Here is a 12857-nt window from a genome sequence, read left to right on the forward strand (position 1 = left end):
GCCGGTCGTTGCCGGGGCCGGTTGAGCGGCCGGGGCCGGGGCCGGTGGTGGGTGGCCGTCAGGCGGTGACCGGGGATCCGTCAGGCGGCGATCACCAGCGCGCGGTGCGGCGCGATCACCCGGCCGTCCGGCAGCAGCTCGCCGGTGTCCTCGAAGAGCAGGACCCCGTTGCAGAGCAGGCTCCAGCCCTGCTCGGGGTGACGGGCGACCGGGACGGCCGCCTCCCGGTCGGCGGACTCGGCCGACGGGCACTCAGGTCGGTGCTGGCACATCGTTGTACCTCGCTTCACTCGCGATCCACGCCCCCCGCAGCGGCACCGGCAGAGCCCCATCGGACCTCGCGGACCCGTTGGACCCCCCTGGGATCCAGCGGACCCGTCGGATCGATGGCGCCGGAACACCTCTGACGGTGGTCGGATCCTGTCCGGCCGGCTCAGGTGTGAACCGGCGCTTCTGTGGGTAGGACAGGTGGTCCTTCCACGCTGGTTTCCAGTGTCGGCATCCCGGGCCCGTCCCGCAGCTGTTTGGTGACACGCGCCACAACTCCGGGCCAGAGATCACCCATTCAGATGGGTCCCCGCGTTCTGGGCGCACAAACGGGCCACCCGGCACTGATACAGCCGGGTGGCCCGCGGATAGTCCGTCTGGGGGGTGGGTTACTGGAGCGCCGGGACGGGGGTGCGCGCGGCACCGCTCGTCGCGGCGGGGGCGGCGGCCGGAGTCGGGGCCGGGCCGGCGGCCGTGGGGCGGGCGAGCCGGGCGAGCAGGTCGCCGGCCGGGTAGGCGCGGTGCGCGGCCACCCCGAGCGGGGCCGGCGCCAGCGGGATCAGCAGGTCGACCTCGGGGGAGGCGTCGATGCCGTGCAGCCAGAGCGCGGTCGCGTAGTGCCCGGGCATCGACAGCAGCCGGGCCTGGTGGCTGGTCCGCTGCGCCTGCACCAGCTGCCAGGCCTCCTCCAGCGCCCGCACCGTGGAGTCCAGGTAGGGACCGGCCGCGAAGTGCGCGAAGCTGTGCCCCTCGGCCGACTTCAGCACCTCGGCCGCCGCCACCACCGCACCGCCCGGAGCGACCAGGCTGTCCTTGATCAGGAAGCGCCAGCCCGTGCGCGGCGCGGCCGCCAGTGCGCGGGCCGTGGCCGTGCCGGGCGGCAGCTGGTGCACCGCCAGCGGGTGGGCTGGGGTCAGCCGCCCGGTGGGACTGCGCAGCGCGGCGGCCCCGGGCTGCCGCAGGGCAGCCGGTGAGGTCAGTGCGGCCAGGACGGCGCGCAGGGCGCTGGGCGGGGGCTGGGGGGTCTGCAAGGTCATGGCGGGTCGCCTCTCCGTGCGAGATCGGCGTGCGAAAGCGGCATACCGGCGTGGCGGGATTAGGCCGGGTCCGGTTGGGCGTGATCGCGGGGCTGAAAGCGCGCGAGCTGATGCCGGGCACGCGAGGGTGGCGCCCGAGCCGCGAGGGGGTGAGCCGGGGGCGGGGCGACATGCAGCGCGGCACCTGCTCGAACAAGTGCGCAGGGTGACCTGTTTATCACCTTCCGTCGTGCCCGGCAAGTCGGCGAACACGGGTGAGAGGCCGTCAGGATGACGCTCGGCCAACGGGGTTGAGCCGCAGTGCCGCCCGCGGGGCGGCCGGAAACGGCCTCGGGTATCGATCTTCCGGCTGGGCATGATGCAGGGCACGGTGCACGGCCGAAGGGGGTATCGATGGGGGAGAAAGTCACGGCAACCCACGCTGACCTGGCCGATCGACAGCAGTACCGACGCAAACTGCAGTCCTGCCAGGAGGCGCTGGAGCGGATGCTGCGGGAGAGTCGGTTCGACCGGCCGCGGGCGATGGTGGGGTTGGAGATCGAGCTCAACCTGGCGGACGAACAGGGTCTGCCGCTGATGCGCAACGAACAGGTGCTGGCGTCGATCGGCTCCGCCGACTTCCAGACCGAGCTGGGGCAGTTCAACATCGAGGTGAACATCGCCCCGCACCGGCTGACCGGACACGTCTTCGAGGAACTGCGCGAGGAGATCGACACCGGGCTGCGCTACGCCGACCGGCGGGCCGCGGACGCCGGGGCCCGGATCATCATGGTCGGGGTGCTGCCGACCCTGATGCCGGAGCACACCGGGCTGGACTCGATGTCCCACAACAACCGGTACAGCCTGCTCAGCGACCAGATCCTGGCCGCCCGCGGCGAGGACATCGCGCTCGACATCGAGGGCGTGGAGCACCTGGTGCTGGACTCGGTCACCATGGTGGCCGAGGCCGCGGCGACCTCGCTGCAGCTGCACCTGCAGGTGACGCCCGACCGGTTCGCCTCGGTCTGGAACGCCGCCCAGGCGATCGCCGCCGTCCAGGTGGCGCTCGGGGCGAACGCGCCCTTCCTGTTCGGGCGCGAGCTGTGGCGGGAGACCCGGCCGGTGCTCTTCCAGCAGGCCTGCGACACCCGTTCGGCCGAGCTCAAGGCGCAGGGCGTGCGCCCGATCACCTGGTTCGGGGAGCGCTGGGTGGACTCCGCGCTCGACCTGTTCGCGGAGAACCTGCGGTACTTCCCGGCGCTGCTGCCGATCTGCGACGACGAGGACCCGGCCAAGGTGCTGGCCTCCGGCGGCATCCCCAAGCTGCACGAGATGCGGCTGCACAACGGCACCATCTACCGCTGGAACCGCCCGGTCTACGACGTGGCGGGCGGCGTGCCGCACCTGCGGGTGGAGAACCGCTGCCTGCCGGCCGGCCCGACGGTCGCCGACACGTTGGCCAACGCCGCCTTCTACTACGGCCTGGTCCGGATGATCGCCGAGCAGCACCGCCCGATCTGGACCCGGCTGCCGTTCGCGCTGGCCGACCGCAACTTCCACACCGCCGCCCGTTACGGCATCGACGCCACCCTGCACTGGCCGCGCCAGGGCCGCGGCTCGCGCGGGGCACCGGCCGAGGTCTCGGCGGTCGAGCTGGTGCTCGGCGAACTGCTGCCGCTGGCCCACCAGGGCCTGGACGAGTGGGGCGTGCAGCCGGCCGACCGCGACCGCTACCTGGGCATCATCGAGCAGCGCTGCCTGCGCCGGACCAACGGCGCGAGCTGGCAGGCGGCCATGGTGCACCAACTGCGCGAGCGGTACGGCATGGACCGGAACACGGCGTTGGCCACCATGACCCGGCGGTACATGGAGCTGATGCGCGGCGGGGAGCCGGTGCACACCTGGCCGGTGGGCTGAGCGGGGGCTGGGTCTGGGCGGTGCTGATCTTCGGGGTCGTGCTCATGGCTGTGTGACAGGATGAGCGGCCATGATGATCGCACCGCCCGCGCAGCTCGAGAACGCCCTGCCGCCCGGCTCCCGCGAACGGCGGTTGTTCGGGTTCGAGCTGCTCGTCGTGCTCGGCCTCTCGCTCGGCGCCAGCGGGGTCTTCGCCGCGATCAGCTTCGCCGACTCGCTCACCCAGCACGCCGCGCTGACCCATCAGGTCGCCTCGCTGAACGCCTCGGCCGCGCCGGGCCGGCCCTGGATCGACCTGGCCTACCAGCTCTACTACATCGCCCGCGGCGTGATGCCGGTCTGCCTGGTCGCCTACCTCCTGGTCCGCGAGGGGACCGGCCTGCGCATGCTCGGCTTCGACTTCCACCGTCCGATGGGGGACCTCGCCCGCGGCGCCGCGGTGGCCGCCGCGATCGGCGGCAGCGGCCTCGCCCTCTACCTGGGCTCGCGGGCGGCCGGCTTCAACCTGACCGTGGTGCCCTCCGGCCTGCCCGACGTCTGGTGGCGGATCCCGGTGCTGGTCCTCTCGGCCTGGCAGAACGCGGTGCTGGAGGAGGTCATCGTCGTCGGCTACCTGGTCCGCCGGCTCGCCCAGCGCGGCTGGCAGTGGCCGGCGATCGTGGTGGCCAGCTCGGTGCTGCGCGGCTCCTACCACCTGTACCAGGGGGTCGGCGGCCTGGTCGGCAACATGGTGATGGGTGTGGTCTTCTGCCTGCTCTACCGGCGCTGGGGCCGGGTGATGCCGCTGGCGATGGCGCACGCGCTGATCGACACCACCGCCTTCGTCGGCTACGCCCTGCTGGCCGGGCACGTCAGCTGGCTGCCGACGCATTAGTCGGCTGCCGACGCACTAGCCGGGTGCCGACCCACTAGCCGGCTGCCGATGCGCTAGCCGGGTTCCGCCGCACTAACCGGCTGCCGACGCGCTGAGCTGCCCGTCCAGCACGGTGACCGCCCGCCCGGAGAGCAGTACCCGCTCCCAGCCGCCGGCCCCGGGCGCCCCCGGCCGGTCACCCGCCGGCCCGCGCAGCTCGCAGCGGACCAGCCCACCGCGCGCCGAGGCCTGGTACCCGGTCAGCCGGGTGCGCCCGAGCCGCTCGGCCCAGAACGGCGCGAGCACCGTGTGCGCGCTGCCGGTCACCGGGTCCTCCGGCACTCCGGCGGCCGGGGCGAAGTAGCGCGAGACGAAGTCGTAGCCGTCGGCCGGGGCCTCGGCCCGCGCGGTGACCAGCACGCCGCGGGCCCGCTGCCGGGTGATCGCCGCCAGGTCCGGCGCCAACCCGCGCACCGCGTGCTCACTGCGCAGCTCGGCCAGCAGGATGTCCAGCCCCGCGTCGTGCCGGCAGGCCAGCACCGGAGTGCCGAGCGCCTCCGCCAGGTCCGCCGGTACCTCGGCCGGCTCGGGGTGACCGGCCGGGAAGTCCAGACTGATCATCCCCTCCGGACCGGGCAGCGCGATCAGCACCCCGCTCAGCGAACCGAACCGCACCGGCTTGTCGCCGACCAGCCCGCGCGAACGCAACGCATGGGCGGCGGCCAGGGTCGCGTGGCCGCAGAGCGGCACCTCGGTCACCGGGGTGAACCACCGCACCGCCCACTCGGCCTCGCCCGTGCCGGGTGGCAGCGGCCGGACGAAGGCGGTGTCCGACAGGTTCAGTTCACGCGCGACCTGACGCATCCACCGCTCCTCCGGCCAGTCACCCGGCTCCAGCAGGCAGACACCGGCCGGATTGCCGGCGAACGGTCGGTCGGTGAAGGCGTCGATGATCGAGATCCGCATCCCCCGAGCCTACGGGCAGTCAGTGCACGCTCGACAGGGCCCATCCGGCAGGCCCACCCGGCCCGCCTGGGCAAACGGGCGGGGAGCGACCGCCACCGGCCGCTCCCCGCCACACCACCGCCTACGCCGGGCTCGCACTCGCTTCGCGGATCTCCGCGTACGGCGCGAGCTTGCGCAGCGACTCGATGTTCTTCAGCAGCGCTTCCTTGTCCTCGTGCGCGTCGCCGATCACCACGATCGAGCCGTTACTGGCCTTGAGCCGGAAGCGGTGCATGCCGCTCTCGTCGGTGAAGAGCTCGAACTTCCCTGCCATCGCAGTTGACACCTCTCGGTTGGGTGACCCCCTCGATCGAAACGTAGGGTCAAACCCGTTGGTGCGCAGAGTAGATGGACCAGTCGGGTGGCGGCCATCCGAGTAGTCGTGGGCGGCACCGGCCACCCGGCTCGTCCGGGGGGGTGGGAGCACCGCCGTACTCCCACCCCCCCGGTCAGCGGGAACGACCGTAGGGCCCCGGCTCCTCGGTGACCCGGCGCGGTGCTATCGCCGGTGGCGGTACCTGCTCACGAGCCCGGCCAGCACACCAGCCGTTCCGACAGAACAGGCGCTGAGCTGCCAGAAGTCACCAGCGCCGGCAGCCAGCACGGCCGAGACGCCGAAACAGAGGAGCGAGACGGCCGTCAGTAGATGCCATGGCCTCATCAACAGTCCTTGAGTCCGGCGATGGCACTGCCCGCTCCGGCTATCAGGGAACCGGTGGCCGCCAACGAGGCTCCGCCGGTTTCCGGCGCTCCCGCCACGGTTCCGATGGCACCCAGACCGCCACCGATCGCCCCCAGGCCGTCCACCAGGCAGCTGGTGTCCCAGCTCGTGGGGTCCCACCACGGGTCGGCGACGACCGGGAACGCGGTGTTCGCGTCGGTGGCGATGACCTGAACGAGAGTGGTGCCCTCCAGACGGTAGCCGGTGGGAACCGCCCTGCCGTTCGCGTCCTTGGCCCACGGGGCCTCGAAGGCGCCCAGCACGCGGGCGCCCTTCACGACCAGGATGCGGCCGTCGCTCTGCCGGTGAACTTCGGCGCCCTGCGGCAGGCCCAGGGGAAAACGCCAAGTGGTCGAGGCGGCAGCGTCCTTGAGGGTGATGAGGGTCCGGGCTCCACCGTTCTTGGTCGGCTGCACCGCCAGGTCAGTGCCCTCGGCCGCGTTCGGGTACACCACCGTGCTGTCGCCGCTCCGGACGCCCGTGACCGCGGTGGTGCCCGGCAGCCCCAGGGTCAGGGTGCCCTGCTGACCCACGGTCAAGGCCACCGCACCCGTGGAGGTCATGGGCGCGACGACGCTGACCGTACCGGTCGGCAACTGGGTCACGGCCCGGGCGGGGCTGCTCGCGGTCGCGGCGGCAGGAGCGAGGTCCGCGGTCCCGGTGACCTTCTCGACCACGTGGACCGCCTGCTGCGGCGTCGGCGCCGTGCCCTGTGCGAAGGCCTCGGTGGCGGTGGAAAGGAACAGCGCGCTGCTCGCGGCGGCGGTCAGCACGACGGCCACCATGGAACGGCGAGAAGACATTTCTACGTCCTTCATTGCGTAGATTCTGCTGGATTTCATGCCCGGCGGTGAACGATTCTCCGTGCAGCGGTCCCGGAATTCATCATGTCCGCGATCGAGCGCGGGGAGGAATTCGATTCCACGCTTCAGGGGTGCCGCAGGCCGGGTATCCAGGGCAAGGCGTTTCGCCTGCCAGGTCAAATGAAATACGGAAGGTCCTCCGAGAATCAAGCGGAACCTTGTTGCCTCTGGGGTGCCCGGTAAATTTGACAAAATGCGAACGGCTGTTTCTCCATCGCTCGGCGCCCCCGTCCGCGCAGCACGCAGCGGCCCTGGCCCGCGAATTCCTGGGGCACCCCGCGGTGCCTCGACAGCGACCGGGGCCCGAGGTTGAGGCGGGCGCCGGCAGATCATCGAACAGCCTGGAAGGGGTCGGGTTCGACTTCGCCGAACGGCGATCGCCTGTCACGCCACCGAGTGAATGCGCGGGCCTGACGGCTTGGCAGTGCGACGTTCGGGGGACCGTTGGTATACGCAACGGCTACTCGAAGGAGCACCATTCATGCTGGTCAAGAAGGCTGTCAGTCTGCTGGGGTGTGCGGTCGTCATCGGCGCGGGGGCGCTGGCCGTCGCGCCGACCGCCTACGCGAAGTCCGGCTTCCCCACGTACACCTGCGACCACATCGACTTCAAGACCGGGAGCGACATCCTGGCCACCGGACACTGCGTGGCCACGAACGGCGCACCCAAGGAGGGCGCGTACCGCGGGGACCTCATTCTCGATCGGGACCGCGGTATCTCACTGATCTGCCGGACCGGCATCGCACTTACTCCCGCCACCGTCACCGGGTTCGACTGCACCTGACGCCATCCGCCGGCCGGGCGGTCGACAAACCGTTTCCCAGGGCACGATGTCAGTCGCCGCCCAGCCGGGTCACCAGGACAGCTCGGCCGGGGTGCCGTGACGCCCCTGGCGGATGTCACCACTCGACGTCCGGTCTCGCCAAGAGCATTGCTCGGCATGGCCGGCTGGACGACCCGCTCGTGGCCTCGTCACGGCTGGTCAGCCCTGCGCGCCCGGAAGGGTGGTGAACCTGGGTGCGGTCGGCTCGGCGAACTCGGTCAGGAACTCCCGGACGGCCGTCGCCCCGGCGTTTCCGGACAGCAGTCGGCGGAACTGCCGGACGAGGCTCGGCGGGGGGTCACCGTGGAAGCCGAGGGCTCGGCGCGCTGTCGACACCGCGGCGTCCGGCTCGTCGAGGGCGAGCTGGGCCTCGACCACGTGACTGAGCAGCAGCGGGGCGTGGGGTGAGACCGGAGCTGTCGAGGGTGACGAGCGGTGGGCTTCGACGAGCGGCGTGAAGTAGGCCAGCGCTCTGCCGGGCAAGCCGAGCTGCAGGCAGAGGTAGCCGCGGGAGAAGGACAGGAAGTTCTCGTCGACCAGCGCGCCCGTCGGGTCCTGGACCGGCCCCCCACCTGCGGCATCGCCCGCGAGCGCGCGCTCCGCACCGGTCATGGCGACCATGGCGGCGCTCCGCTCTCCGAGGCGTGCCAGTGCGTGGGACTCCTTGGCGTGAAGCATGAACGCCAGCCGGGGCGGCGTCCGCGGCAGCATCGCCCGGGCGCCGTGCACGAGCGACAGCACGTCCTGCGGGGTGCCGACCCGCATGTGCCGGATCGCAAGTGCCACGGCGGCTGCGGCCGCGTTCTGCCGGCCGCCGGCCGCGGCGGCTGCCCGCAACGCGGCGAGTGAGTACCGCTCGGACCTGGCGTCCTCGCCGACTGCCCCGCTGGTCCAGGCGCAGAGCGTCGAGGTCCGGGTGGCCAGGGCCAGCAGTCGCCGGCCGAGGGCATGGGCGTAACCGTGGGCGGTGAGGAGGGAGTAGACGAGCTGGTGCTCGGCTCGCGCGGCGGTGAACACGAACTCCGGAGGCACGGTGGTGCCGTACTCCAGCACTTCGAGGGCCGCGAGCCGCTGTTCCAGCCAGTCCAGAACCGCGGGCTGCAGCAGGGTCGCCTCACGGGCGTCCGAACCTCGCGGGGCCGAGAGTGCGGCCGCCGCCTGACGCAACTGGGTGACCAGGACCCGGCCGGTGACCGTGAGGTGGTGGCCGTTGGTCCCGTCGAGGACGGCCGGGGTGGTCAGGACGTCGACGGCAGCCGGTGTGCCGAGCGGTCGGGTCAGCAACTCGGCGCCGTCGGCGGCGAGCTGGAGCCAGCCCGGCCAGCCGAGGCGGTGAACGTCGTGAGCGGGCACCTGGTGGAGGTGCGCGATCGCGAGCTGGGCGCTGAGCTCGGGCACGATCCGGCCGGACTCCCAGCGAGCCACCTTCTCGCGGCGAGCGGCGAGTGCCCCGAAGCCGAGTGACCTGTGCGTCTCGGCCACGCGGCGGGCGTAGGCGGCCTGTGACAGCTGGAGCGAGGCCCGAAGAGCGGCCAGTGGGTGGTGTGCCATGTCATGGTGCCTTGAGGAGAGGGTCAGGGGGAGCGGGCACGCTCCCGATGGGTCGAGCCACGGAAGCTAGGTGTGCGCTGCAGGCGTCGGCAACAGCAGCGAAGCACCTTCCAGGCACTCCCCAAGGGGCAGGCGGCGGTCCGGCGGCCCAGCCGGATCCGTCGACTGCGGGTCGGGGTGTCCGAATACCGTCCCACGGTTGTCGGCGCGAGATCCGTGCCCCGGAAAAGCAATGGGAAGTCATTTTTCGGAGCGGAACAGCGCGCTTCCGACGTTCCCTGCTTTTTGGCAGGAATTCGTTCGGAAGGTACCCTGGGTGGTAATTCTCATCGCGGCCCGAAGCAGCCGACCTCCTTGATCGAGGCGACGTCATGGCACGACATCCACTGGCCACTCTCCGGAATTCGCTGGGACTTTCACATCCCGGCTACGCGCAGCTGGTCGCCCGGACCCACGAGCAGTTGGGGTCGGGGCGGATGGCGGCGCGGCGGGAGAAGATCTCACGGTGGGAGTCCGGGCGCTCCGTGCCGGAGTTGACGGCGCAGTTGGCGATGGCCCACATCCATCAGGTCGACACGGAGGACGTGCTGCGCCTCGGCTGGCCGAACTGGCTGCTGCTGGCCACCGGTGATGAAGCGTTGCTCGATCGGCCGTGGACGGTCGCCGGTGCGGTCGACGCCCTCACCTCGACCTCGCGGTCGACCTCGGAGCCTTCGCGACTTGCCGTGACCGGACCGGTGTTGAGGGCCCAGGTGCAGGCGGCGCTCGGTGCCCTTCAGGCCGGGCCGGGGGCATGGACGCGACGTGGCCGGCACGTCGGTGAGGAGGCGGTGTCGTGGATCGAGGCCCGGGTGACGAACATCGAGGGGCTGGAAGCGGGAACCTCGATTCCCCAGGCCGTGCTGTTCGCCTCCGCTCGCGCCGAGTACCAGCTCGCCGCCGACCTGTTGACCGGCTACGGCTACGACGCGGTCACCGGCCGGAGGCTCCTGCTGCTGGCCGCGCGCAGCGCCACCCTGTGCGTCTGGCTCAGCGGGGCGCTGGGCGAGGAACTGCGGGCGGAGCGCTACGCCTTGGCCGCCCTGCGCGCGGCGGTGGCCGCCGGCGAAGGACGGCACACGGCCGCCTACCTGGCTCTGCTGGCGATCCGGCACCTGCGCCGCGGTGACCCGAACGACGCACTGGCGCTCCTTCGCGCCGCGCGCGTGGCCGTGCCCCGCCCGACGCCCCGGCTGGCCATCGTGCTGCGGACCCGGGAAGCCCGTGCGGTGGCCCGACTCGGCGACCGCACGAGCACCTTGCGCAGCTTGGGACAGGCGTCCAGGGCGCTGGACGTCGCATCGCCGAGCTGGAACCCGGAGAGCGATCCGACCTGTGGCAACGTCGACCAGGAGTACTTCACCCTCGCGCTGGGGCACGCGATGCTGCGGCTCGGCCGGCCGAAGCAGGCGCTGGTCCACTACGACGTGTTGCTGGGTGACGGGACCGAGCCGCACCGGCCCCCGTCACCGCACCTCGCCGCCAGATTGCGGCCGGTCGTCGAGGCCCAGCTCGCGGTCGGCGACGTGGCCGCCGCGGCCGACACGGTGGCCCGCGCGGTCGCGCACGCCGGCCGGCTGCCTCCAGGGCTCGCCGACGGCTTCCGGCGGCAGATGCTGCCCCACGCCGAACATCGCGGGGTGGCGGTCCTCCTGGACCGGCTGGCGGCCTGATCGGCCCTCGCTTCCGCGGTGCGTGCGGGAACGGCCGCCGTTGCCGGCCTCGGTTCCGGCAATGGCACGGTCCGGCCGGGCCGTCCTGTTCGGGAACGCCGATCGGGTGATCGGACGGTGTTCGACTGGCGGGCGGGGCCCGCCTCGGCGCAGGCTGTTGGCAGCCGGTCAACCCGCGACGAGCGGAGCCGTTCCCGGGGCCCTGGTCCCACGGCGCGGCCTGCGCGGCGGTGACCCGGCTCCGGAAGGTTCGGGCTGCGGTGCGCCGGCCCGGTGAGCGGAACCAGCACCCGAAGGAACGCGGATTCACCATGACTGCCATGGCCCACACCCCTGCGGCGAACGGACAGGCCGACACCCCGGACCTGCACCACCACTCCCTCGACCTCACCGAGCAGGACGCCCGCGCGGCCATCGAGTTGGCTGCGGACTGCGTCAGGACGTTCAAGTCGGCCAATGACGTGCGGTTCCTGGACGAGGCCCCGGTGCTCGCCCAGGAACTGCCGCTCCCGGTGCGGCGGCACCTCAACACCGCGCGCCGCGACGAGCGGGCGCACGCCACCATGATCCGTGGCAACGCCGTCGACCAGGCCGCACTGGGCAGCACGCCCGACCACTGGAGCGCGGCCGACACCGAGGCGAGCCAGGTCTACGGCGCCCTGCTGGTGCTGTACTCCGCGCTGCTCGGCGACGTCATCGGCTGGGCCACCCAGCAGTCCGGCCGCCTGGTCACCGATGTGCTACCGAGCCGCGGTTACGAGCAGAGCCTGGTCTCCGCCTCCAGTGAGCTCGAACTGGGCTGGCACACCGAGGACGCCTTCTCCCCGCACCGTGCCGACTGGGTCGGCCTGTTCGCGTTGCGCAACGGCACCGACGTGGCCACCACGGTCTCGCACGTCGACGTCCCGCGGATCCCCGCGGCCATCGCCCGGGTGCTCGCCCAGCCCCGGTTCGTCGCGCTCCCCGACCACTCGCACGAGTTCGCCGAAGGGGCGGCGCCGACGGAGCCGGTCGCGATCCTCAGCGGCCATGCCGAGGCCCCCGTGCTGCGCATCGACCGCGACTTCTTCCAGGCCCGACCGGGTGACGCCGCGGCATCGGAGGCGCTGGAGTGGGTGGTCGCGCACCTGGACGCCAACCTGCGGGACGTGTTCATCCGCACCGGCGACGTCTGTTTCGTCGACAACCGCAACGTGGTGCACGGCCGTCGCGCGTTCCGGGCGGGCTACGACGGCGCCGATCGGTGGCTCAAGCGCGTCAACATCGTCCGCGACCTGCGGCGCACCCGGCCCGGACGCCGGGACGGCACGACCCGTGTCATCGGCTGACCGGTCGGCTCCGACGAAGGGATCTCCGTGTCTGTTCTCGTGCTCGACTTCGTGCCCTTGGTCGGCTGTGTCCTCTACGCCCTCCTGGTGGGGCTGTTGACCCGCCGGCTGGTGTCCCACGAGTGGCGCGAGCGCCAGAACACGATGACCGGGGCGGTGACCGCCACCATCTGCACGTTGCTCGTCCTCCTGCTGTCCTTCGTGATCGTCACGATCTGGCAGAGCCTGAGCGGGGCACAGGCGACTGTCGCCAAGGAGGTCGACTCGTTGGGAACCGCGTACTACGCGGCCCAGCAGGTGGACGACCAGCAGGCGCGGCTGAGGATCGAACACCAGATCCTCGACTACGCCGACCGGGTCATCAACGTCGAGTGGCCCCTGATGGCCTCGCACCGCAGCGACGCCACGGCCACCGGGTACGTCCACGACATGCGCGACGAGGCCTACGCCCTCACGCCGTCCACCGCGCAGCAGCAGCTCGTCCAGGACCACCTGGTCACCCACCTGGAGACGCTCTCCGAATTCCGCCGGGACCGGATCACCGCGGTCTCCAGCCAGGTCCCCGGTGTCCTGTGGGCACTGCTGGGCATCGGCGCCGCCGGCACCATCGGCCTCACCGCCCTGCTCGGCACCCCCAGCGGCCGCATGCACATGGCGCTGCTGCTCAGCACGGCCGTCATCGTCGGGTTCGCCCTCACGTTCGTCAACGACCTCTCGTTCCCCTTCGACGGGCTGGCAAAAGTCACCCCCACCTCCTTCAAGGTCTTCCTGAGCCGCGTGGACCCGCCCCGCTGAGGGCGT

General features: G+C 71.9%; 12 protein-coding genes. 6 read left to right on the forward strand and 6 right to left on the reverse strand.

Annotated features, from left to right (window positions below):
• Positions 1–80: 80 nt before the first annotated feature.
• Together ACQRUO_RS12250 and ACQRUO_RS12255 are read right to left on the reverse strand one after the other, a co-directional pair.
• Positions 81–272 carry a DUF5999 family protein gene (locus tag ACQRUO_RS12250; protein ID WP_280723693.1) on the reverse strand — a complete coding sequence of 64 codons (192 nt, stop codon included), beginning with the start codon at positions 270–272 and terminating at the stop codon, positions 81–83.
• Positions 273–656: 384 nt separating this feature from the next.
• Positions 657–1304 carry a hypothetical protein gene (locus tag ACQRUO_RS12255; protein WP_428315855.1) on the reverse strand — a complete coding sequence of 216 codons (648 nt, stop codon included), beginning with the start codon at positions 1302–1304 and terminating at the stop codon, positions 657–659.
• A 393-nt stretch (positions 1305–1697) separates the two neighbouring features.
• Here ACQRUO_RS12255 and ACQRUO_RS12260 point away from each other — a divergent pair, with 393 nt between their 5' ends.
• A complete protein-coding gene (locus ACQRUO_RS12260) occupies positions 1698–3200 on the forward strand; it encodes a glutamate--cysteine ligase (protein ID WP_428315856.1) in 1503 nt (500 codons plus the stop codon).
• A 70-nt stretch (positions 3201–3270) separates the two neighbouring features.
• A complete protein-coding gene (locus ACQRUO_RS12265) occupies positions 3271–4074 on the forward strand; it encodes a CPBP family intramembrane glutamic endopeptidase (protein WP_428315857.1) in 804 nt (267 codons plus the stop codon).
• 72 nt (positions 4075–4146) lie between these two features.
• Here the strand turns inward: ACQRUO_RS12265 and ACQRUO_RS12270 are convergent, their stop codons facing one another.
• The 3 genes from ACQRUO_RS12270 to ACQRUO_RS12280 form a co-directional block, all read right to left on the reverse strand.
• Entirely contained in the window at positions 4147–5019 is an 873-nt protein-coding gene (locus ACQRUO_RS12270) for a PhzF family phenazine biosynthesis protein (RefSeq protein WP_428315858.1), read from the reverse strand.
• A 121-nt stretch (positions 5020–5140) separates the two neighbouring features.
• The gene (locus ACQRUO_RS12275) at positions 5141–5332 is read right to left on the reverse strand and encodes a YegP family protein (RefSeq protein ID WP_428315859.1); all 192 of its coding nucleotides are present in this window, start codon (positions 5330–5332) and stop codon (positions 5141–5143) included.
• A gap of 386 nt (positions 5333–5718) precedes the next feature.
• Positions 5719–6762 (reverse strand): hypothetical protein, encoded by a 1044-nt coding sequence (locus tag ACQRUO_RS12280; RefSeq protein WP_428315860.1) that lies wholly within the window; start codon positions 6760–6762, stop codon positions 5719–5721.
• Between the two features lie 361 nt (positions 6763–7123).
• Here ACQRUO_RS12280 and ACQRUO_RS12285 point away from each other — a divergent pair, with 361 nt between their 5' ends.
• On the forward strand, positions 7124–7426 hold the full coding sequence (locus tag ACQRUO_RS12285) for a hypothetical protein (protein WP_428315861.1): 303 nt from the start codon (positions 7124–7126) through the stop codon (positions 7424–7426).
• A gap of 198 nt (positions 7427–7624) precedes the next feature.
• On the opposite strand, the gene ACQRUO_RS12290 is transcribed toward ACQRUO_RS12285, so the two are convergent.
• Entirely contained in the window at positions 7625–9016 is a 1392-nt protein-coding gene (locus ACQRUO_RS12290) for a hypothetical protein (RefSeq protein WP_428315862.1), read from the reverse strand.
• Positions 9017–9387: 371 nt separating this feature from the next.
• On the opposite strand from ACQRUO_RS12290, the gene ACQRUO_RS12295 reads away from it, so the two are divergent.
• The 3 genes from ACQRUO_RS12295 to ACQRUO_RS12305 all read left to right on the forward strand — a co-directional run bounded on the left by ACQRUO_RS12295 (position 9388) and on the right by ACQRUO_RS12305 (position 12851).
• A complete protein-coding gene (locus tag ACQRUO_RS12295) occupies positions 9388–10728 on the forward strand; it encodes a hypothetical protein (RefSeq protein ID WP_428315863.1) in 1341 nt (446 codons plus the stop codon).
• 320 nt (positions 10729–11048) lie between these two features.
• Complete coding sequence (gntD, locus tag ACQRUO_RS12300; RefSeq protein WP_428315864.1) at positions 11049–12056, forward strand: guanitoxin biosynthesis L-enduracididine beta-hydroxylase GntD; 1008 nt, start codon at positions 11049–11051, stop codon at positions 12054–12056.
• A 27-nt stretch (positions 12057–12083) separates the two neighbouring features.
• On the forward strand, positions 12084–12851 hold the full coding sequence (locus tag ACQRUO_RS12305; RefSeq protein WP_428315865.1) for a DUF4239 domain-containing protein: 768 nt from the start codon (positions 12084–12086) through the stop codon (positions 12849–12851).
• Positions 12852–12857: the final 6 nt, after the last annotated feature.

Origin of the sequence: Kitasatospora sp. LaBMicrA B282, assembly GCF_050325825.1 — a bacterium.
Classification (GTDB): Bacteria; Actinomycetota; Actinomycetes; order Streptomycetales; family Streptomycetaceae; genus Kitasatospora.

Coding starts and splice junctions, on each gene's coding strand:
- ACQRUO_RS12250 (WP_280723693.1), bottom strand. CDS start 272: ATGTGCCAGCACCGACCTGAGTGCCCGTCGGCCGAGTCCGCCGACCGG.
- ACQRUO_RS12255 (WP_428315855.1), bottom strand. CDS start 1,304: ATGACCTTGCAGACCCCCCAGCCCCCGCCCAGCGCCCTGCGCGCCGTC.
- ACQRUO_RS12260 (WP_428315856.1), top strand. CDS start 1,698: ATGGGGGAGAAAGTCACGGCAACCCACGCTGACCTGGCCGATCGACAG.
- ACQRUO_RS12265 (WP_428315857.1), top strand. CDS start 3,271: ATGATGATCGCACCGCCCGCGCAGCTCGAGAACGCCCTGCCGCCCGGC.
- ACQRUO_RS12270 (WP_428315858.1), bottom strand. CDS start 5,019: ATGCGGATCTCGATCATCGACGCCTTCACCGACCGACCGTTCGCCGGC.
- ACQRUO_RS12275 (WP_428315859.1), bottom strand. CDS start 5,332: ATGGCAGGGAAGTTCGAGCTCTTCACCGACGAGAGCGGCATGCACCGC.
- ACQRUO_RS12285 (WP_428315861.1), top strand. CDS start 7,124: ATGCTGGTCAAGAAGGCTGTCAGTCTGCTGGGGTGTGCGGTCGTCATC.
- ACQRUO_RS12290 (WP_428315862.1), bottom strand. CDS start 9,016: ATGGCACACCACCCACTGGCCGCTCTTCGGGCCTCGCTCCAGCTGTCA.
- ACQRUO_RS12295 (WP_428315863.1), top strand. CDS start 9,388: ATGGCACGACATCCACTGGCCACTCTCCGGAATTCGCTGGGACTTTCA.
- gntD (WP_428315864.1), top strand. CDS start 11,049: ATGGCCCACACCCCTGCGGCGAACGGACAGGCCGACACCCCGGACCTG.